General features: G+C 54.4%; 16 protein-coding genes. 11 read left to right on the forward strand and 5 right to left on the reverse strand.

What is annotated here, in order from left to right; all coding sequences use genetic code 11:
• Positions 1 to 2: 2 nt before the first annotated feature.
• The 5 genes from AB1611_20090 to pssA all read right to left on the reverse strand — a co-directional run bounded on the left by AB1611_20090 (position 3) and on the right by pssA (position 5379).
• On the reverse strand, positions 3 to 1079 hold the full coding sequence (locus AB1611_20090) for a 3-isopropylmalate dehydrogenase (GenBank protein ID MEW6381883.1): 1077 nt from the start codon (positions 1077 to 1079) through the stop codon (positions 3 to 5).
• A 62-nt stretch (positions 1080 to 1141) separates the two neighbouring features.
• A complete protein-coding gene (leuD, locus tag AB1611_20095) occupies positions 1142 to 1636 on the reverse strand; it encodes a 3-isopropylmalate dehydratase small subunit (protein ID MEW6381884.1) in 495 nt (164 codons plus the stop codon).
• 169 nt (positions 1637 to 1805) lie between these two features.
• Positions 1806 to 3074, reverse strand: a complete 1269-nt coding sequence (gene leuC / locus AB1611_20100; protein MEW6381885.1) for a 3-isopropylmalate dehydratase large subunit — start codon at positions 3072 to 3074, stop codon at positions 1806 to 1808.
• On the reverse strand, positions 3065 to 4621 hold the full coding sequence (locus tag AB1611_20105; GenBank protein ID MEW6381886.1) for a 2-isopropylmalate synthase: 1557 nt from the start codon (positions 4619 to 4621) through the stop codon (positions 3065 to 3067). The genes leuC and AB1611_20105 overlap by 10 nt, the downstream gene beginning before the upstream one ends.
• Positions 4618 to 5379 carry a CDP-diacylglycerol--serine O-phosphatidyltransferase gene (gene pssA / locus AB1611_20110; protein ID MEW6381887.1) on the reverse strand — a complete coding sequence of 254 codons (762 nt, stop codon included), beginning with the start codon at positions 5377 to 5379 and terminating at the stop codon, positions 4618 to 4620. Before pssA ends, AB1611_20105 begins: the two co-directional genes overlap by 4 nt.
• 429 nt (positions 5380 to 5808) lie before the next feature.
• On the opposite strand from pssA, the gene AB1611_20115 reads away from it, so the two are divergent.
• The 11 genes from AB1611_20115 to tssC are packed head-to-tail and all read left to right on the forward strand — an operon-like array spanning position 5809 to position 19959.
• A complete protein-coding gene (locus AB1611_20115) occupies positions 5809 to 7956 on the forward strand; it encodes a hypothetical protein (protein ID MEW6381888.1) in 2148 nt (715 codons plus the stop codon).
• Positions 7953 to 8756: a hypothetical protein gene (locus AB1611_20120; protein ID MEW6381889.1), complete on the forward strand. Its 804-nt coding sequence runs from the start codon at positions 7953 to 7955 to the stop codon at positions 8754 to 8756. The genes AB1611_20115 and AB1611_20120 overlap by 4 nt, the downstream gene beginning before the upstream one ends.
• Before the next feature lies 1 nt (position 8757).
• On the forward strand, positions 8758 to 9360 hold the full coding sequence (gene tssJ, locus AB1611_20125; GenBank protein ID MEW6381890.1) for a type VI secretion system lipoprotein TssJ: 603 nt from the start codon (positions 8758 to 8760) through the stop codon (positions 9358 to 9360).
• Positions 9360 to 10754 carry a type VI secretion system baseplate subunit TssK gene (tssK, locus tag AB1611_20130; GenBank protein MEW6381891.1) on the forward strand — a complete coding sequence of 465 codons (1395 nt, stop codon included), beginning with the start codon at positions 9360 to 9362 and terminating at the stop codon, positions 10752 to 10754. The genes tssJ and tssK overlap by 1 nt, the downstream gene beginning before the upstream one ends.
• Positions 10754 to 11431: a type IVB secretion system protein IcmH/DotU gene (gene icmH / locus AB1611_20135; GenBank protein ID MEW6381892.1), complete on the forward strand. Its 678-nt coding sequence runs from the start codon at positions 10754 to 10756 to the stop codon at positions 11429 to 11431. The genes tssK and icmH overlap by 1 nt, the downstream gene beginning before the upstream one ends.
• A gap of 2 nt (positions 11432 to 11433) precedes the next feature.
• Positions 11434 to 14964: a type VI secretion protein IcmF/TssM N-terminal domain-containing protein gene (locus AB1611_20140; protein ID MEW6381893.1), complete on the forward strand. Its 3531-nt coding sequence runs from the start codon at positions 11434 to 11436 to the stop codon at positions 14962 to 14964.
• 2 nt (positions 14965 to 14966) lie between these two features.
• Positions 14967 to 15716: a TagF domain-containing protein gene (locus tag AB1611_20145; protein MEW6381894.1), complete on the forward strand. Its 750-nt coding sequence runs from the start codon at positions 14967 to 14969 to the stop codon at positions 15714 to 15716.
• A 22-nt stretch (positions 15717 to 15738) separates the two neighbouring features.
• Complete coding sequence (locus AB1611_20150; GenBank protein ID MEW6381895.1) at positions 15739 to 16542, forward strand: type VI secretion system accessory protein TagJ; 804 nt, start codon at positions 15739 to 15741, stop codon at positions 16540 to 16542.
• A gap of 3 nt (positions 16543 to 16545) precedes the next feature.
• Complete coding sequence (gene tssA, locus AB1611_20155) at positions 16546 to 17895, forward strand: type VI secretion system protein TssA (protein ID MEW6381896.1); 1350 nt, start codon at positions 16546 to 16548, stop codon at positions 17893 to 17895.
• A gap of 24 nt (positions 17896 to 17919) precedes the next feature.
• Entirely contained in the window at positions 17920 to 18450 is a 531-nt protein-coding gene (tssB, locus tag AB1611_20160) for a type VI secretion system contractile sheath small subunit (GenBank protein MEW6381897.1), read from the forward strand.
• A gap of 21 nt (positions 18451 to 18471) precedes the next feature.
• The gene (gene tssC / locus AB1611_20165; protein ID MEW6381898.1) at positions 18472 to 19959 is read left to right on the forward strand and encodes a type VI secretion system contractile sheath large subunit; all 1488 of its coding nucleotides are present in this window, start codon (positions 18472 to 18474) and stop codon (positions 19957 to 19959) included.
• Positions 19960 to 19992 lie beyond the last annotated feature (33 nt).

Consider the following 19992-nt stretch of genomic DNA (forward strand, 5'->3'; position numbering starts at 1 on the left):
AGTCAGGGTCGTGAAGCAGCCTGGTTGATATAACCAACGATAATATCCCCTACCTCGGTGGTGCTGACTCCGCTGTTAGCCGAAAGGTCCTTCAGCCTGCCGCTGGCAAGAGCATCGACAATGGCTTTTTCCAGCAGCGACGAGGCACGCTTTTCGCCCAGGCGATCCAGCATCATTTGACCGGCGCAAATCGTGGCCAGGGGATTGATCACGTTTTTCCCCGTGTACTTGGGAGCTGATCCGTGGATGGGCTCGAACATGGATACTCCGTTCGGATTGATATTCCCGGAAGCGGCGACTCCCATTCCGCCCTGAATCGCAGCTCCAAGATCGGTGATAATATCGCCGAACATATTGCAGGTAACAATGACATCGAACCATTCAGGATTTTTCACCATCCACATGCAGGTGGCATCGACATGGGCATGGTCCTTTTCAATGTCCGGATATTCGGCCCCAACCTCTTTGAATACCCGCTGCCACAGGTCGTGGGCATAGGTCAGGACATTCGACTTATCACACAGGGTCAGCTTTTTCCGCAGGTTTCTTGCTCTGGTGTAGTCAAAGGCGTACCGGATGCAGCGCTCGACTCCTTTGCGGGTATTGATCATCTCCTGGGTGGCTACCTCGTCCGGAGTTCCTTTTTTAAAGAATCCTCCGACACCGATATATAACCCTTCGGTATTCTCCCGGACCACGACAAAGTCGATTTCTTTGGGTCCCTTATTCTTGAGCGGGGTCTCCACTCCAGGATAAAGCTTTATCGGCCGCAAGTTAATGTAGAGATCAAGCTCAAAGCGAAGCCGCAGCAGGACACCTTTTTCCAGGATGCCCGTTTTGACTCCCGGATGCCCGACAGCGCCAAGGTATATGGCATCCATTTGCCGCAATTCCGAAATGGCCGAATCCGGGACAAGCTCTCCCGTGCGCAGGTAGCGCTCCCCACTGAAGTCATAATCCACCTTTTCATACGAAAAATCCGAGACCCTGGAAACTGCATCCAGGCATTTCAATCCTTCACGCATTACTTCCGGGCCGATTCCATCTCCCGGGATGACAGCAATTTTCTTGTGAGCCATGAGCTGATAACCTTTCTTCCTGCACTGAGGTTGTATTTTTTCTGAATGGTTGTACGTATCTCTTATCTGCGGCTGGTCTTGATATAGTTAATCAATCCACCGGCAGAAATCAATTTCTGCATGAATTGCGGATAAGCAGAGATCTTATACTCTTTCTGCTGGCTGCGGTTGATAATTTTACCGGAATCGACATCCACTTCGATGACATCGCCTTCCCGGATTTCCTCGGCAGCCTCCCGGCATTCGACGATCGGCAGTCCGATATTGATGGCATTCCGGAAAAATATCCGGGCAAAGGTTTTGGCGATCACGCAGGATATCCCTGCCTCTTTGATGGCCCAGGGAGCATGCTCCCTGGATGAGCCGCAGCCAAAGTTTTGTCCGGCTACGATCAGATCACCGGGGGAAATCCTGCTGACAAAATCCTCGTCGATTCCGGCCATGCAATGCTGAGCCAGTTCTTTGGGGTCAGAAGTATTCAAATACTTTGCCGGAATGATTTCATCAGTATTAATGTTATCTTGATATTTCCATGCCTTGCCAACAATCGCCTTCATACTTCGTGCCTTCCTGTTTCTTGTGAATGGTAAGATTCTCTCCCACAGAGGTGTTCACTCTCGCGCGTTCCTGCTCTCCCACTCCTTTACTCCCTGTATATCCCTGTATATCCCTGTATATCTCTGTGTGCCTCTGTGTCTCTGTGGTTTCCTTTGCCTTTGTCTTTCCTCAGTCGGAAACGACTTCCCTGGGGTGGCTGATCTTGCCGGTGATGGCTGAAGCAGCAGCCACGGCGGGATTTGACAGGTAGACTTCGCTGTGGAGGTGCCCCATCCGTCCGATAAAATTCCGGTTGGTGGTAGCCAGGGCCCGCTCTCCGGCAGCCAGAACGCCCATATATCCTCCCAGGCAGGGTCCGCAGGTCGGTGTGCTGATCGCTGCTCCGGCATCCAGGAAGATGCTGAAAAGTCCTTCCTCCATAGCCTGCCGGTAAATGCTCTGCGTTGCGGGAATAACAATCAGGCGCACTCTGGGGTCTGCTTTTTGTCCTTTGAGTATCTCTGCCGCCTGGCGAAGGTCGGATATCCGGCCATTGGTGCAGGAGCCGATTACCACCTGATCGATCGGAATATCCCCGATCTCGTCAACAGGCCGGCTGTTTTCCGGCAACGGCGGCAGGGCGACCTGCGGCTGGATATCCTCGGCCCGGAATTGCAGGGTCTGGCAGTAGCGGGCACCGGGGTCGCTGGCAAAAATCGAGAATTCGCGTTTCGCTCTCTCCCGGGCATACTGGAGTGTGGTCTCGTCGGGAGCGATGATCCCGTTTTTGGCCCCGGCCTCGATGGCCATGTTGCAGATGCTGAGGCGGCTGTCCATGTCAAGGGCAGTTATGGTTGATCCGGTAAATTCCATAGCCATATACAGCGCTCCGTCAACCGTGATCCGGCCAATGGTATACAGGATAAGATCCTTGCCGTACACCCATCGGTTGAGCGGCCCGTCAATGGTTATTTTGATCGATTCCGGCACCCTGAGCCAGATTTTGCCGGTAATCATGACCGCGGCCAGATCAGTGCTGCCCACGCCGGTGGAAAAGGCCCCCAGGGCTCCGTAGGTGCAGGTGTGAGAGTCGGCCCCGATGATCAGATCACCGGGCAGAACCAGTCCCTGTTCGGGCAAAAGAGCGTGTTCGACCCCCATCTGCCCGACTTCGAAGTAATTGGTAATCTGGTGCCTGCGGGCAAAATCCCGCATGATTTTACACTGCTCGGCAGACTTTATGTCCTTATTGGGAGCGTAATGGTCAGGGACCAGAACCAGCCGGTTTCGGTCAAAGACCTGGCTGGCCCCAAAGGATTCAAACTCCCGGATAGCTATCGGTGCGGTAACATCATTGCCCAGGGCAATATCGACCCCGGCTTCGATAAATTCACCCGGCACTACCTGATCCTGCCCCGCATGAGCGGCCAGGATCTTTTCGGTGATGGTCATTGGCATACTGCTTCATCCTTCTCTTTTTCTTGTATCTTCTCTCGTTCGTTCATGTGCATGGCCTTATTGATCGCATTCAGATAGGCATTGGCACTGGCAATAATAATATCCGATGAGGAGCTTCGACCGGTAATAATTTTGCCATCAAACTGGACCTGAATATGTACATTGCCCAGGGCATCCTTGCCGACCGTGGCCGATTGAATGGAATAGCTCAACAATTTGCCGGACATGCCGGTAATCTGATCGATGCATTTATAGGTGGCATCCACCGGGCCGTCTCCGTACGATGCCTCCAGAAAGACCTCCCCATCCGCCCGGCGAAGCCCTACCGTAGAGGTCGGGATAGTTTTATCCCCGCTGCTGATCTGGATATATTCAAGGGTGTAGGTTTCGGGAATCTGCTGAATCCCTTCCTCGACCAGAAGCCGCAGGTCCTCATCAAAGATGTCCTTTTTCTTGTCAGCCAGTTCCTTGAACCGGAGAAAGGTTTTATCCAGTTCTTCAGAAGTCAGTTGATATCCCATCTCTTTCAGTTTCTCGGAAAAGGCATGCCTTCCGGAGTGCTTTCCCAGGACGAGCTTGCTTTCCTTGAGGCCGACCGACTCAGGGGTCATGATCTCGTAAGTAGATTTTTCTTTTAAAAACCCATCCTGATGGATGCCCGATTCGTGGGCAAAGGCATTTTCACCGACAATAGCTTTATTCTTCTGGACAATCAGTCCGGTGAGGTTGCTGACCAGGCGGCTGGTCTTCATGATCTCTTCGGTTTTAATCGCGGTATTGATTCCAAACAGGGCCCTGCGGGTCGCCAGGGCCATGACTACCTCTTCGAGGGAGGCATTTCCTGCCCGCTCGCCCAGTCCATTGATCGTGCACTCGACCTGCCTGGCCCCGTTCTGGACCGCGGCCAGGGAATTGGCTACCGCCAGGCCAAGATCATTGTGGCAGTGGACGCTGATTACTGCCTCGGCGATGTTTGGCACGTGCTCAAAAAGGTAAGCGATCAGGGCCCCGAATTCCGAAGGGATGGCATAGCCAACCGTATCGGGAATATTGACGGTCCCGGCCCCGGCTTTAATGACCTCGGTGACTACCTGGCACAGATAGTCACGGTCCGAGCGGAAAGCGTCTTCGGCGGAAAATTCGACATCGGGCAGGTATTTCCTGGCATGCCGCACGGCATCGACAGCCTGCTGTAAAACCTCTTGCCGGCTTTTTTTGAGCTTATACTTCAGATGGATATCCGAAGTGGCAATAAACAGATGGATGCGGGGCTTTTGCGCATACTGGACCGCCTCCCAGGCCCGGTCGATGTCCTTCTGAACTGCACGGGCAAGACCGGCTATGGTCGGGCCGGAGATTTTTTTCGCAATTTCCCGTACTGCCAGGAAATCTCCTTCCGAGGATATGGGAAAGCCGGCTTCGATCACATCAACCTGGAGTCTGGCCAGCTGCTCTGCAATAATCAGCTTTTCATCATGGTTGAGACTGGCTCCGGGTGATTGTTCTCCATCACGCAGGGTAGTATCGAAAATTATGACCTGACTCATCCTTTTCTCCTTCCATGAAAGTAGGGCAGACCGGCAAGATGCTTTCTTTTTTCCGGGGCGGTTTCCATTCCGTGAAAAAAGACCTTTTCAACGATACCGGAAAGCACATACCCGGAAACCAGGGTAAAAATCATAACCTGAGGCTGAGCTAAGATTACCAGCAGTAACAGGGAAATCAAGACCAGAAGATTAAAGGGCTTTCGCTCCCGCAGTTTAAATTGCTTGAAATTCCGGTACTTGATGTTGCTTACCATCAGGAAGGCCAGAAGGTATGCCAGAGCAGCGATCAGGATCGGTTTGCTCCCTTCCTCGCCGAAGAGAAACTGGTGCAGCAGGACAAAGGAGGCAACGGTGACGGCAGCAGCAGGAATGGGAAGCCCGGTAAAATGCCTGCTCTCGGAGGAATACACCTGGACATTAAACCGCGCGAGGCGCAGTGCCCCGCAGATGACAAACAGAAAAGCAGCCAGCCAGCCGATCCGCTGATATGGCTGAAGTGCCCAGATATAGATCAGAAGCGCCGGTGCCATGCCAAAGGAGAGTAAGTCCGCCAGCGAGTCAAATTCCACTCCGAACCGGCTGCAGGTCCCCGTAAGCCGGGCGATTCTCCCGTCAAGCCCATCGAAAAGTCCGGCCACGAAAATAGCCACAGCCGCATGCTGAAACTGGCCATTAATGGTTGAAATAATTGAATAGAACCCGCACAGCATATTTCCGAGTGTAAATAAATTAGGTAATATGTAGATACCTTTCTTCATGGGGAATTCCCTCCTTCCCTCTTCCAGCCACGGTATACCGTGAGCACAGAAGAAACGATTGGCTCATCTTTCAGCTATTAAGGGTTAAGTTTAATTATAGTGTCGTCAGGTCGAAATTGCAAGAAAATACCAGCGATTCAGAGAGTGCCAATTGAGCAACGGTCGCCTTTTTTATTAGGAAGCACCTAATCCTTTGGAATTTAGACTCAAGTCTCTTAAGTCTAAACCTGAGTAATTATCTCAAATCTTGATTGACCTGGAACAGGAAAATATGTTATAAAAATGACTATACAAGCGGAATCAGGGAAGTATCTTCAATTATTGTGAAATAAAAGATATTTTACGCATTTTATCCGGGGCAGGCAGAAAAATGGTATCACTCTCCTCTTCCTCCCCATTACCTCTTTTGCTGTGAAGGGTCTTGATAGAATGGAAGATACGGTGAATGGATTGTCGTTACGTCCTTATCTTGAGATCCGAAAAGCACCCTTTTCCCTTCAGCTCTCCTTGATCAGCGAGGACCCGCTGGTCCTGGAGAAAGCCCCTTTCCCATTCCGGGTTATCAGTGATGAAGCTCCTTTCACCCGCCTGGTTGATGCCCGGCTGGTAACCGATGCCGGGAGTGAAATCAGGAGAGTATTTCTCCTGGTTCAAAAAGATAGCTACCCCCTGACCGCAGATGCACTGCGGTCGCTGAACAACCGGGGCATCGACGATGCCTGGCAGAGGGCTTTTGCCGGTGCAGGACGTGGAGAGAACAACAGTTCTTCTGTCATTCTCCTGAATCAGATTGATAACCAGGAAGGCAAAAAACGCCTGGTGCCCTTTCAGCCGCTCTTTTTCTGTAAAAAACAGAAGCTTTTTTTCGACCCGCCATGCCCAGAATGCGGGCTCCCTCTCCGGCAGTGCCAGGACGACGACCTTCTGATCAGATCAGGGCTTCAACCCTATTCGACCTCCCTGAGACGGCATCTCTATTGCCCTGCCTGTGCTGCCTCACCCGAGGGGGCCGAATTTTACACCTTGGCTTTGGAAAGCATGGATCCACCGGGGCTTCTGGACCGGAGGGATTTGATAAGAAACTTTGGCCGCCTGCTCGAAGGCCGGGGTAATGCCGGGCCGCTCCCCTGCGGTGATTGTGCCGAAAAGCAGGAGTGCTACGGAAGGTCTAACCGCTGTCTTTCCCGGATAGCGTCCTTTGCCTTTTATCCATTCTTCATGGTTATTTTTGAGGCCATGTCGCTTCAAGCTCCTGATTTCCTGGCCCTTGTCTCAGGGGCATCGTTCGAGGAACTTGAAGCGGGTCTTGCCGCCAGCCGTGAATCGGGGAGGGCGGACTGTCTGAAGGCTATCCGCCGGAAACATCCTGGCGGGGTGTTTACCTTTTTCAATCAGGGAGAAAACTCGTTCGGAGAAAGATATTTTGCCGAGGTTTTATACCTCAAGCTTTCCTTTCTCGGAGAATTCCTGCAAGCGGCTTTTTCAGGGCTTGCCCTCGATCATGATCAGCAGCATGACCCCGGCTTTTCCCTTGACCGGACATGGGTCAGACTGGCCAGACAATCCGGACTGCTCCCGCTTTTCTGGAGCTTTTCGCTCAGGACCCCGGATCTGAAAATCCTTCCTTGCCAGGCCTCGCTCAACTCCCGGATTCCTCCGGTTTCAAGCCTCTATTCTCTCGGCCTGGTCTGGTTCCATACCCTCCTGGTCAATCAAAAGCAGGATATCGGCAGGGTGTATCAGGCACTGGAAGAAAGGATGAGCATGGCAGGCTCCGATAATGAGGCACCAGGCCCCGGTCATGTCCCTGATCCGACCCAGAGGAGCCAGGCTTTCTCCCCGGAAAACATCTTCTGGCAACCCGATCGCGGAGCGGTTTCAGAAAGCGGCCGCAGATGCTGGGAAAAATGTCTTGATCTGGGGTGGTCCCTGATCCGGGCAGGATATCATGCCCCATCCCAATGGTCACCGGAGGAATTCCGGAGACAGTTTGAAGCTTTACGGGAAGAAGTGAAAAAGATGCTCTTTCAGGGAGATCAGGATCAGGGGAGACCGGATCATGAAGGCCGCCATCGTGAAGCCCTCCCTGAACAACATCCGCCTGAAGGCTGCCTGCCCGAAAGCACTCCGGAGGAAAGCCGCAGTGATCCGCAGGAAGATAAAGCTATCCATGATATCCTCGTAAGTATCGTGAATGCATGGCGGGCAGAGACTGATGTGAAGCAGGAGATATCGGCTGAGCTTACGCAAACCATTGTGCTTTCATCCGCCCATCGGGAGACTGTGGAGCCAGCATCTACCATCGAAGAAACTGTGATGCTTTCATCCGACCAGGTCAGGGAGGATCATATAAGTAAGGCAAGTGAAGACCCTACCCTTGAGACGGTTATCATCTCACCTGTGGCACAGGGGGCACCCGCTGCGCCTGCAGGTTTTGAGGAACCTGAACCGGCACAGGAGACCTGTAAGCCTGAGTCTGCGCCTGACGATTTTCTGGCTGAAACACTTATCCTGAGCCCGAGGCCGTCAGCGGCCAGTCAAAAGGTTCGGGACCGCACGAAAAAGAAGGGCCCATGACAAGTACAAAGCAGGTTTCTTTGCCGGAATTGGTCACAGATATTCGGAACATCTACCGCTCCGATCCCGGCCGGTCTGAAATGTTGGTCCGGCAGTACCTGGAGGAGCGATTGAGGGAATGCCCGACTGCTGAAAGACTGGCTCTTGGGGAAGAGCTCATCAGGAGCCTGGAAAGCCCCGGCCGGCAAACCGGAACGGAACCGGCATTGCCCAGCGGGCGACCGTGGCCTCATGAATTACCGGAGTCCGGTGAGCTTTCGCGGCTGCTTTCGCAACTTTTGGGAATACCGGTGGCCAGGGAGGACCTGTCCTCCAGTGAGCTTCTGGTAAAATTGACCCCCTCCCTCACCACCATCTTTGATACGCTGAATCAAATTGTCGGCGTTATTGATGACAAGTTTCTTGGCCGAAAAGCTGAACTGGAAACGATCAGGCGGATTATCGGCTCCACCATTAATGAAGATGACCTGGAGGATTGCCAGGCTTCCCTGAAGAGTTATCTTGAGCGGATCAAACATGCCTTTTACGCTGCGTATCAGGCCTTTCAACAGGCTGCCAGGACCAAGATAGAGGAAATCCTGATCGAGCTGAGTCCCGACCGGCTCGAAGCGTTATCAGGCGGAGGCCGGATGGCGCATGGATTTAAATTCGGGCCGCTTCGCAAGGCCGAGCTCTTTGAATCCTATCGGGAAAAGTATCAGAACTGTCAGCACTGGTTTGAATCAGGCCGTCTGATGGAAGAACTCTTACGGGAATTTGAAAAGGCTTGTCAAAAAATCTATCATGAACAAAGGGGGTAAGATGGAAAAACTTTGCAAGACGCTGTTCCTTGGAGCTGTTACCCTTGTGCTGTGCACCTGCTGTGCCCGAAAACCGAAGGTCAAGGGCCCGGTTCAACCCAAACCGCAGCTTGAAAAAAAAGAGATTATACCGCTCAGCCCTCCCGCACCAGCGGAGTGGCTTTACGAAAAGGGAGCCATTCGGCTCCATCTGAAGGCTGATCCACAGTTGAATCTCTATCAGGGGACTGCCTATACTCTGTCCCTGTGTATCTACCAGCTCTCCAGCCCGAACGCTTTTCAGGAGCTTATGGAAAATGAAGAGGGACTGGGCAGGCTGCTCGAGTGCAGCCGCTTCGATGCCAGCGTGGCCAGTTACCGGAATATCGTCATTCAGCCAAAGCAGGAGTTGACCGAATCGCTGGACCGGGCCGAAGGGGCCAGATACGTGGCCGTGGTGGCTGGCTACTATATGCTGCGCAAAGAGCAGGTAACCTGTCTTCTGCCGGTTCCCGTGGTTGAAGAGACCGTGGATGCATCGGGCGCGAAGAGGTTAAAGCCCGGACCTTTGTCGGTTGATCTTTTTCTTGGCCCTCACGGGATTCAGGAAACTGGAGGAAAGTAGTGGACATTCAAAGACCTCTTTTCTGGCATCAGGGCCTTTTTCTGCAACCCCAGCATTTTCAGCTCCAGGAGGCTGCCTTTCAGTCCCTCCTGACCCCCTTTTATCATTTTCTTACCCCATATTTCTGGGGTGCAGGGGAAATAGAGATCCAAAAAGCCGCACTGGGGAACCGGTCGCTCAACCTGCTGAAGGGGCAGTTTCTCTTTCCTGATGGAACCTACGTGGTTTTGCCGGGAAATGCCCTGATCGAGGCCCGCTCCTTCGATCAGGCATGGACGGAAGGGGGGAAACCCTTTTCTGTTTTTGTCGGTCTGAAAAAATGGGATCAGCAGGGAGAGAATGTGACGGTTCTTCCCGCACTTGACAACCTTGCATCCGTGACCACCCGGTATGTTAGCACGGATGATCCCCAGGAGGTAAAAGACCTGCACCACGGCGGCCCGCCCGCTCAGGTAAAGAGGCTCTCCCATGTTCTGAAGATATTCTGGGAAATCGAGAAGGACCAGTTGGGCGATTACCTCCTTCTTCCCCTGACCCAGATCGAGAGGGTGGGGGAGGAAATCAGGCTTTCAGAACGGTTCATTCCGCCTTCTCTGACTGTTTCGAGCTCGGAGCCGCTCTTCAGGATAGTCAGGGAGATACGGGATCAGGTGAGCGCCCGCGGACGCCAGCTCGAAGAGTATAAGCGCCAGAAAGGGATCCACACCGCCGAGTTCGGGGCCAGGGACATGGTTTACCTGCTGGCCCTGCGGACAATCAACCGGTATGTGCCCGCTCTTTTCCAGATTACCCAGACCCGGAATGTGCACCCCTGGATGGTCTATGGCCTGCTGCGGCAAATGATCGGAGAGCTTTCCTCCTTTTCGGAGAAAATCAGAGTACTGGGTGAGACCGAAGAGGGGATAAGCCTCCTGCCCGCATACGACCACCGCAATCTCTGGGCCTGTTTCTCGGCGGCCCAGGGGCTGATTACTCGACTGCTCGATGAAATCACTGCCGGGCCTGAATATGTGGTCCGGCTTCACTATGACGGCACCTATTATACGGCGGACCTGGCTCCCGGCCTCTTCGATGGAGGAAACCGCTTTTACCTGGTTCTCAAAACCGAAGCCGCCCCCGGACCTGCCCTGCAATCCCTGAAGACCGTGGCCAAGCTCAACTGCCGGGAGTCCTTGCCCATTCTGATCGCCCGCTCCCTGCCCGGCATCCGGATGGAGCATCTTTCCACTCCGCCCCAGGAGCTGCCGCGCCGAAGCAACTGCCTCTACTTCCAGATCGACCACCACGCTGAAAACTGGGCCCCGGTCGAAAAGAACCGCAATCTTGCCCTGTACTGGGACGATGCTCCCGAAGATCTGGAAGTTGAACTCATGGTAGTAGGGAGGTCATCATAATGCGCCTGATCGATTGCTTTGTCGAACCTCTTGTCTATACTGCCTACTTCCTCAAATCAGTAGAAAAAAAACAGCCGCTCTTCGATCATGTCAGGATGGATATTCAGCGGGCTCTGGCCAAGGGAGAGGAGTGCCTGAAGAAAAATTCTTTCTCCCGGCAGGATTTCGATCTGGCCCGCTTTGCCGTCTGTGCCTGGATCGATGAGGCGATTCTGAATTCCGCCTGGAAAGAGAAAGCTCGCTGGCAAAAAGAGCAGCTCCAGCGCATCTATTATAACACCGCCGATGCCGGAGAGGAATTTTTCGAGCGGCTGAATGCCATCGGGCTTCATCAGAGAGATGTCAGGGAAGTCTATTATCTTTGCCTGGCGCTGGGCTTTACAGGCCGCTACTGTCACGAAGGAGATCAATACCTCCTTGAGCAGCTCAAGACTTCGAATCTCAGGCTGCTGTGCGGCAGCTCGGTCGGGCTTCCCACCCTGGATAAGATGGAGCTTTTTCCGGCAGCCTATCCGTCTGAATCGGCCAGGGCCGCTCCTTACCAGAGGAAAGGCCGCCTCTCACTCCTTACCCTGGCCGGTTTTGTGGGGCCGGTCATGCTTTTCGGCCTGTTATGGGTAATTTACCGCTTTGTTCTGACCGGCCTGGGTAAAAACCTTCTCGATATGGTGCCCTGACTATGAAGCAGCTATTTTTGAAATTAATAAAGGTTTTTCTCTTCATTGCCCTGGCTGTGCTGATTATTCTCCTTATCCTGGGAATTGTTTTCCGGCTTGACTGGCCCTGGTGGATGGGGATTGTTCTGGCAGCGGGTCTGGCAGGTTGTGGAGCCGGAGGACTTTTCATCCGCAAAATCTGGCTCAGGCGGCGGGAGCAGCGCTTCGTTCAGCAAATTGTCGAGCAGGATACGGCCTCACTCCAGAAACTTTCAGCCAGGGAGCAGGCGCAATTGCAGGATCTTCAGGAAAAATGGAAAGAAGCTATTGCCGCCCTGAAACGCTCTCACCTGAAAAAACAGGGGAACCCCCTCTATGTACTTCCCTGGTATATGGTCATCGGTGAAAGCGGTTCGGGGAAAACCACTGCCCTGCAAAGCGCCCGCCTTTCCTCACCCTTTGTCGAAGTCAACCGGACGTCGGGAATTTCCGGCACCAGAAGCTGCGACTGGTGGTTTTTCGAGCAGGCCATTGTCATCGATACCGCGGGCAGGTACTCCATCCCGGTTGACGAGGGCCGGGATAAGGAGGAGTGGCAGAAATTCCTCAATCTCCTGGCCAAATACCGCAGGCGCGAACCCCTCAACGGCCTTCTGATAACCATAGCCGCCGATAAACTGCTCGATGCCCGGCCTGAAATCCTTGAGGATGACGGCACGGCCATTCGCCGGCGCATCGATGAGCTGATCAGGGTGCTTGGGGTAACCTTTCCACTCTATGTTCTGGTGACCAAGTGCGACCTGATCCAGGGAATGACTCAGGTGTGCGATCATCTCCCGGAAAAAAGCCTTGATCAGGCCATGGGATTCATCAACCAGGACCTTTCGAAGGATGTGGCCGCCGTTCAGGACCGGGCTTTTGCTTCAATCGGAGATCGCCTCAGAGAGCACCGGCTTCTCCTTATCCATCAGCTCGATCCAAAAGCCCAGGACCCTGCACTCCTCATCTTCCCTGAAGAGCTTGAGCGGCTGCGACCGGGCCTTGATATCTTCCTGAAGCGGATCTTTCAGGCCAATCCCTACCAGGAAACGCCTGTTTTACGGGGCCTGTTCCTGAGCAGTGGACGGCAGGAGGGAACCCCGTTTTCCCATTTCCTCCAGGGACTGGGCCTCATGGCCGAGCGGGAAGTGCTTCCCGGAACGAGCAGGGGCCTTTTCCTGCACGACCTTTTTGCCCGCATCCTGCCGAAGGACCGGGGCCTTTTCGCCCCCACCCAGCGGTCAGTCGAATGGAGCCGGATGACCAGAAACCTTGGCCTGATCTCATGGGTGGCCCTGATGACAGCCCTGTGCGGCCTGTTGAGCTTTTCCTTTGTCATGAACATGAAAACCCTGCGGCAGGTTTCCCGTGAATTTTCACGGCCTGCTGAACAGGGAGCCCCTGTGGATGGAGACCCAACCGGCCTTTCGGCTCTCGATCGCTTCCGCCAGACGATCCTGGACGTCGAAGCCCTGAACCGCAACTGGTGGGTCCCTACCTTCGGCCTTTCGGAGAGCAGGGGGCTCGAAGCCGGGCTGAAAGATAAATACTGCCAGCGGTTTCAGAAGGCGTATCTGACCCCCTTTGACGAGAAGCTGGCTGCCGAAATCGGCGCTCCGCCCGATGGCACTGCTTCAGATCAGGCTGTCAGGGGAAAGGTGAGCTACCTGGTCAAGCGCATCAATCTTCTCAAGGCCCGCCTCGACGGGGAAGAGCTCGATGCCCTCAAGGCCAGACCTCAGCCCTCAACTGCCTGGACGCAGGGATCCGCCGGGAAGGGGGGGGAATCCCCCGAAGCCCGGAATATCATCGATACCCTCTATCTCTATTATCTGGTCTGGAACAGCGACTCCGGCCAGATCGAGCAGGAGCTGCGCAGTCAGCAGGAGCGGTTGCAGGCCGTTCTGACCGGTGAGGGATCAAACCTCCGGTGGCTGGTCAACTGGGCCGATGCCACACTCCCCGCAGTGAACCGTGCGGATTTCTGGGGAGGCGGCAAGGCCCCCGCACCTGATGCAGATGATCATGCTTCGGTTGCCCCGGCCTTTACGGTCAAGGGGAAGGAGCAGATCGATTCCTTTCTCAGGGAGATCGAAGCAGCCCTTCCGGACCCCATGATCATGGCTGAGAAAAAGTCAGCCTTTGAAGGCTGGTATCATCAGGCCTATATGCAGGCCTGGTACGATTTTGGTTTGAGCTTTCCTCACGGGGCAGCCAGCCTCATGACGCGGGAGGAACGGCGGCAGGTGGCCACCAGGATGGCTGCCGGTACAGGCCCTTATCAGGCGCTCCTGGATACTATGGCCAGGGAGCTTGAACCTCTATCCGCCACCGAACAGGCGACACCCCCCTGGCTCCTCCTGATTTACCAATATCAGACCATCAGGGAGCAGGCTGTCAGACAAGACCCTGCCCGGCAAAAGGGAATCCTGGACAAGGTGGCTGACCAGGGAAAGAAACTGATGGGCAGCAGCCTCGAAAAGCTGCAGAAGCTGGAAAAAAAGGTCGGCAGCCTGCGCGAAATGACCCAGGAGGCACGATCGGCGGCTGCCCGGGGGTATCTGGAATACGCCAATGCCCTGGCTGAAGTTTCTCCGGCCCTGACGTCAGCCAGTCTGTCCTGTCAGGTATCTGCTCAGGTCTATACTGAAGAGCCTGCGCTGGGCAAGAATCCCTTCTTTTCCGCCCAGCGGGCCCTGACCAAAATCAGGGCCTCTGCTCCAGGGAGCGATCCGGCAAGCGAGATGGTCTGGAAGCTGATTAGCGGGCCGGTCGATTACCTGTGGGCTTTCGTGGACTCTGAAACCGCCTGTTACCTCCAGAAACAATGGGAAGAGGAAGTGTTGACTGAAATCGAAGGTATCTGCGGATGGAAAAAGGTCCAGCAGCTTATCCTGGGGCCGGATGGTTTTGTGCAGAAGTTTGTCAAAGGGAAGCTCGAACCCTTTATCATCCGCAGCCAGGGAAGGGGATATTGCGCCAGGAAGGTTCTGGACCGGCAAATACCCTTTGCCGATTCGTTTTTCTCCTTCCTCAACAAAGGGACAGCGGTAGTGAAAACCGTGGAAGGGAATTATGCGGTCTCGATCAGGGGTCTGCCCACGGATGCCAACCCTGAAGCCAAAATAAAACCCCATGCCACCCGGCTTGAGCTCTTCTGTGAATCCGGGTTACAAAGCATAGTCAACCTCAACTATCCAATAGCCAAAACCTTCAACTGGTCACCGGAAAGTTGCGGGGAGGTCACCTTCCAGATCGATGTGGCTGATTTCACGCTTACCAGAAAGTATACGGGGGATCATGCTTTTGCCAGATTTCTCCAGGATTTCCGGGGAGGAGAGCGCACCTTTTCAGCCAGGGAATTCCCGGAACAAAAGGCCATGCTGGACCGCCTCGGTATCAAATATATCAGGGCCCGCTACCAGTTCAGCGGACAATATCAATCAATTATGGCCCTGCAGCAGAATGTTCCGACTCAGGTGCCGCAGACAATCGTCAGGTGCGGGGAGCAGTGAGCTTGAAAGAGCCTTCATGGCAGTGGTCAGTCCGGGGCAAGCATCCTGCGGCCAATGATTATATTCATCTTGGTCAGGGTTTCCCCCTGGCTGCTGTTTTTGCTGATTGGGTGAAAAACGGCTATCACCTGGCAGCTCCTTCGGGGGCTCATCCCTCCCGGCTGTGCTCATGGCGGTTTTGGACCAGGGGCGCGGGATCGGATGTCCTGGTCTTCGGCCTGGTCAGGGACAGCAGCGACCGGCTTGGCCGTCCGTATCCCCTGCTGGTTATGGGCACAGGGCCGCTGCCGGGCTGGGAAGAGCGGTGGGATCTGGTATCCCTGGCCTGTGAAAATGCCTGGTGCCGGATGGAGCACCAGGCAGCCGCCAGCATGGGGAGGCAGTCCGCCCCGCTGGCGGATGTGCGGCGTCTGGAGGCTGAGATCCTGGCAATCAAGCCGCCAATGGCTGACTGGACCGGGCTTCTGAAGGAACGGGAAAGCTGGCCGGGGGCGTTCGGGGCTCCTGCCAGCATGTCGGGGATAGTCGAGGATGTTATGGAGAAGGAGGAGGTTTTTATCGACCTCAATCAAGGAAGACCGGAGCATGGTCATCTCCCCCTGGTGGTCAGTTCCTGGCACCGTTTCCTGAAAGCTCACCTGGGGGACATGCCAAAGGTGGTTTTTATGGGTGGAACAGCAGATAAAACCTTTCTGGCTGTTTTCCTGCGGCCACTTAAACCTGCTGATTTTGTGCGGCTTTGGTCCTTGTGAGGAAAATTGGAGGCCATAGGCTATGGATGTAAAAGAATTAATCAGATTGGGAAGGCTTTCCGAAGCCCGATCGCAGCTCATCGAGAAAGTCAAAGCATCACCCGGTGATGTGAGTATAAGAACCCTCCTCTTTCAGGTGCTTGCCCTGTGCGGTGAGTGGGACAAGGCGGATCGTCACCTGGAGGCGATTGCTGTTCAGGATTCATCCGTCGAGACAGGCGTGCAGGTCTACCGGAACCTGGTCCATGCGGAAAAAGAACGGATCGAGGTCAGCAAGCGCAGCCGCCTGCCGTCGTTTCTGCCCAAAGCTCCGCCATATCTTGAGCTGTATTTTGCAGCCTGGGATAAGCTTGCTGCCGGCAATATTGAAGAGGCCCGCAGGCTGTACGAACAACTGGAAACGATCTCCCCTCTTTTGTCAGGCACACGGGATGGCAGGGTTTTCAGCGGCTTCAGGGATATGGACACCTTCCTGTCGCTTTTCCTCGAAGTGATTGTCCATGAGCAGTATGGATGGATCCCCCTGGAATCGCTGCGGGAGCTTTCCATAGCCCCGCCCAAGACCCTGTTCGATCTTCTGTGGGCAACCGCCCGGATAACCACCTGGGAAGGGCTCACCCTGAACTGCTGTCTGCCGGTTCTCTATCCCGGCTCCTTCCTCCATGAGGATGAGCGGGTCAAGCTTGGCCGGATGACTGACTGGATCCCGCTGGGAGGACCATTTTACCGAGGCAGAGGGCAGCATACTTTTCAGGTCGGAGAAGAGGATGTGGCCATCCTGGAAATGCGGGAGGTCATATTTGAATTGCCGGCAGCGAGGAAATAGCCGATGAAAAGAGCCATTGATCAAAACGCACTGCTGGCCCCGATTCCGGGTGATAATCCGTGCGGGAGCGACCTTCGCTACAGTCCCGTCTACGATGCAATCAAGGAAGCCAGGAGGTCTGAGGACCCGTTTGCCCAGGGAGACTGGAAGCACGAGGTAAAAACCTCTGACTGGGATAAGGTGATTACCCTTGCCACTCGTGCGCTGAGCCGTGAAACCAAGGACCTGCAGATTGCCGCCTGGCTCACCGAAGCCCTGATCATGACCGAAGGTTTTGACGGTCTTTCAGCGGGGATGAAGATACTGATCGGTCTTTTAAACAACTACTGGGAGAACGTTTATCCCCTGATAGAAGATGGAGACCTCGAATTCCGGGCTGCACCCCTGGAGTTCATGAACGAAAAGCTTCCATCGTGTATTCAGCAGGTCCCGTTGACAGACAAGGGCGCAACTCCGGGGTATTCTTACCTGAGGTGGAAGGAATCCCGCGAAGTGGGCTCTGAGTCTGACATCCGGAACCAATATGGCGATATTGACGAGGATAAAAAGAAAAAGCGTGATGAGCTGCTGGCTGATGGGAAATTGTCTGCGGAAGAATTCGACAAAGCCGTAACTCTCTCTTCAACGGCCTTCTATGCATCGTTGGCACAAATTATCACTGCCTGCCTTGAGGACTTTCAGAAACTCGACGAGACCGTGGACCGGAATTTCGGCTCCGACGCACCCAGGCTGGCCGAGCTTCGGAGTGCGATTGAGGAGTGCAGCAGGCTGATCATGAAGATATATAAAGAAAGAAAGGGACCCGAACCGGTCGTGGAGTCTGCCCCGGCGGGGGAACAGAGCATGGCTGCCGCTGCCGAAGGCCACGGAGAAGCGCTCGATATCCGGGACCCTGGACGGGCGACGACACCAGCGGCAGGAGTTTTATCAGCCCCGGCCGGGAGATTGGCAGAAGATGCGGGCGCTCCTGAACAGGATCTCTGGGCACAGGCCCTCCAGATGATGCAGACCGGCGGCCTGAAGCAGGCCCTGGACCATCTTCTGGCCGCCTCGTTATGCGCTCCGTCGATCAGAGAACGAAACCGATGCCGCCTCCTGGTAGCCAGACTCTGCCTGAAGGCAAACCGGACGGACCTTGCCCGGCCCATCATAGAGGAGTTGCACGGCCTGATCGAAGAGCTGCATCTTGAGCGCTGGGAATCTCCCGTCTGGATCGCGGAAGTGCTTGACACGCTGTATCAGTGCCTGACTCAAGGCGAGCACCCCTCGGACGATGACCTTGACCGGGCCAGGGGGCTTTTCCGGCGGCTCTGTACTATGGATGTAACCAGGGCATTTTCGTATAGAAAATAAATTTCTCAGAAGAAAGGAGAAAGTATGCCATCGCAGGAAAGTTTACAGCACAAGCTCGATAGAGTTCGGTCTCCCCGCGTTCAGATCACCTATGATGTTGAGATCGGTGATTCCATCCAGATGAAGGAGATCCCTTTTGTCGTGGGAATATTGGCTGATTTATCCGGCAAACCCGATGAGCCGCTTCCGAAGCTGAAGGACAGAAAATTCATCGAAATCGACCGGGACAACTTTAACAATGTGCTTGAGGCGACCAGGCCGAGACTGGCTTTTAAAGTTGATAACAAGCTGACCGGAGAAGATACCAAGCTGGGAGTGGAGCTGAGGTTCAAGTCTCTCGATGATTTTCATCCGGAACACGTGGTACAGCAGGTCGAGCCGCTGCGCAAGCTGGTGGAAGCAAGGAAAAAACTCTCTGACCTGCTCAGCAAGCTGGATGGCAACGACAGGCTCGATGAGCTTCTCCAGGAGGTGATTTCCAGCACCGATCTGCTCCAAAAAGCGGGAGAGGAAACCGGAGTGAAAAAGTCAGACGAAGGGAAAACTGTGGAGTAAAGGAGGGATTCCATGGCTGAAATGGAACAACAGCAACAGGTACAGGCTGCTCAGGCTGAGGCAGCCGGGGAAGAAAAAGGGATTTTGGATAAAATCATCGAAGAGGGCCGCATGGCCCGCGATGAGACACAGCGGGAATGGGCCAAAGATCTCATCGGGGAATTCGTCAATCAGATCATGCAGGGGGCCATGGTCGTTTCCAGGGATACCGAGCGCATGATCAACGCCAGAATCAGTCAGATTGACCGGCTTCTTTCCCTTCAGCTCAATGAAGTCATGCATCACCCTGATTTCCAGAAGCTTGAGGCCTCCTGGCGGGGATTGCACTATCTGGTCAATCAATCCGAAACCGGTGAAACCCTGAAGCTCAGAGTAATGAACGTATCGAAGAAAGACCTCCTCAAGGACATGGAAAAGGCGAGTGAATTTGACCAGTCCACGCTTTTTAAGAAGATTTATGAAGAGGAGTTCGGTACTTTCGGCGGAGCCTCCTATGGCGCTCTCATCGGTGATTATGAATTCGGTAACAACCCCCAGGACCTTTCACTTCTCGAAAAGATATCCCAGGTAGCCGCAGCCGCGCATGCTCCCTTTATCTCGGCTGCATCTCCGGCTCTTTTTGGCTGGCAGAGCTTCACCGAGCTTGGCGGGCCCCGGGATCTGGCCAAAATCTTCCAGACCGCCGAGTATGTCAAGTGGAAATCCTTCCGTGATTCGGAGGATGCCCGCTATGTGGCCCTTGTCCTGCCCCATGTTTTGATGAGACTTCCCTATGGTCAGGCGAATATCCCCGTGGAGTCCTTCGCTTATGAGGAGGATGTGGATGGCACGGATCACGACAAATATCTCTGGGGTAACGCGGCCTATGCTCTTGGTGCACGCCTGACCGATGCCTTTGCCAAGTACCACTGGACCGCCGCTATCAGGGGCGTTGAAGGCGGCGGGCTGGTCCAGGGGCTTCCCGTTCACACCTTCAGGACCGATGAGGGAGATGTGGCCCTGAAGTGTCCTACCGAGATAGCCATAACGGACAGGCGGGAGAAGGAATTTGCCGATCTTGGCCTTATTCCCCTGGTCCACTGCAAAGGGACGGATTATGCAGCTTTCTTCAGTACTCAGACAGTCAACAAGGCCAAGACGTATGATACCGATGCCGCCAACGCCAATGCCAGACTTTCTTCCCAATTGCAGTATATCCTTGCGGTTTCCCGGTTTGCTCATTATCTGAAATCGATCATGAGGGATAAGATCGGCAGTTTCATGACCCGGAAAAATGTCGAGGACTATCTGAACCGCTGGATCAGCAACTATGTACTGCTGGATGACGAGGCAGGCCAGGAAATGAAGGCCAAATTCCCGCTGCGGGAAGCACGGGTCGATGTGGTCGAGGTTCCGGGAAAACCCGGTGCGTATCGGGCTGTGGCCTTTCTGCGGCCTCATTACCAGCTCGATGAATTGAGTATATCCTTGAGGTTAGTAGCAAACCTGCCCCCGCCAGCCAAAGGGTAACGGCCGGTATGAGGGTAATCAACCAACAATCTC

This window comes from bacterium, from assembly GCA_040755755.1.
In the GTDB taxonomy this organism is placed as follows: Bacteria; SZUA-182; SZUA-182; order DTGQ01; family DTGQ01; genus DTGQ01.

Excerpts from the sequence above, each read along its gene's own strand:
- AB1611_20090 (MEW6381883.1), bottom strand. The coding sequence starts at position 1,079 with ATGGCTCACAAGAAAATTGCTGTCATCCCGGGAGATGGAATCGGCCCG.
- leuD (MEW6381884.1), bottom strand. The coding sequence starts at position 1,636 with ATGAAGGCGATTGTTGGCAAGGCATGGAAATATCAAGATAACATTAAT.
- leuC (MEW6381885.1), bottom strand. The coding sequence starts at position 3,074 with ATGCCAATGACCATCACCGAAAAGATCCTGGCCGCTCATGCGGGGCAG.
- AB1611_20105 (MEW6381886.1), bottom strand. The coding sequence starts at position 4,621 with ATGAGTCAGGTCATAATTTTCGATACTACCCTGCGTGATGGAGAACAA.
- pssA (MEW6381887.1), bottom strand. The coding sequence starts at position 5,379 with ATGAAGAAAGGTATCTACATATTACCTAATTTATTTACACTCGGAAAT.
- AB1611_20115 (MEW6381888.1), top strand. The coding sequence starts at position 5,809 with ATGGAAGATACGGTGAATGGATTGTCGTTACGTCCTTATCTTGAGATC.
- AB1611_20120 (MEW6381889.1), top strand. The coding sequence starts at position 7,953 with ATGACAAGTACAAAGCAGGTTTCTTTGCCGGAATTGGTCACAGATATT.
- tssJ (MEW6381890.1), top strand. The coding sequence starts at position 8,758 with ATGGAAAAACTTTGCAAGACGCTGTTCCTTGGAGCTGTTACCCTTGTG.
- icmH (MEW6381892.1), top strand. The coding sequence starts at position 10,754 with ATGCGCCTGATCGATTGCTTTGTCGAACCTCTTGTCTATACTGCCTAC.
- AB1611_20140 (MEW6381893.1), top strand. The coding sequence starts at position 11,434 with ATGAAGCAGCTATTTTTGAAATTAATAAAGGTTTTTCTCTTCATTGCC.
- AB1611_20150 (MEW6381895.1), top strand. The coding sequence starts at position 15,739 with ATGGATGTAAAAGAATTAATCAGATTGGGAAGGCTTTCCGAAGCCCGA.
- tssA (MEW6381896.1), top strand. The coding sequence starts at position 16,546 with ATGAAAAGAGCCATTGATCAAAACGCACTGCTGGCCCCGATTCCGGGT.
- tssB (MEW6381897.1), top strand. The coding sequence starts at position 17,920 with ATGCCATCGCAGGAAAGTTTACAGCACAAGCTCGATAGAGTTCGGTCT.
- tssC (MEW6381898.1), top strand. The coding sequence starts at position 18,472 with ATGGAACAACAGCAACAGGTACAGGCTGCTCAGGCTGAGGCAGCCGGG.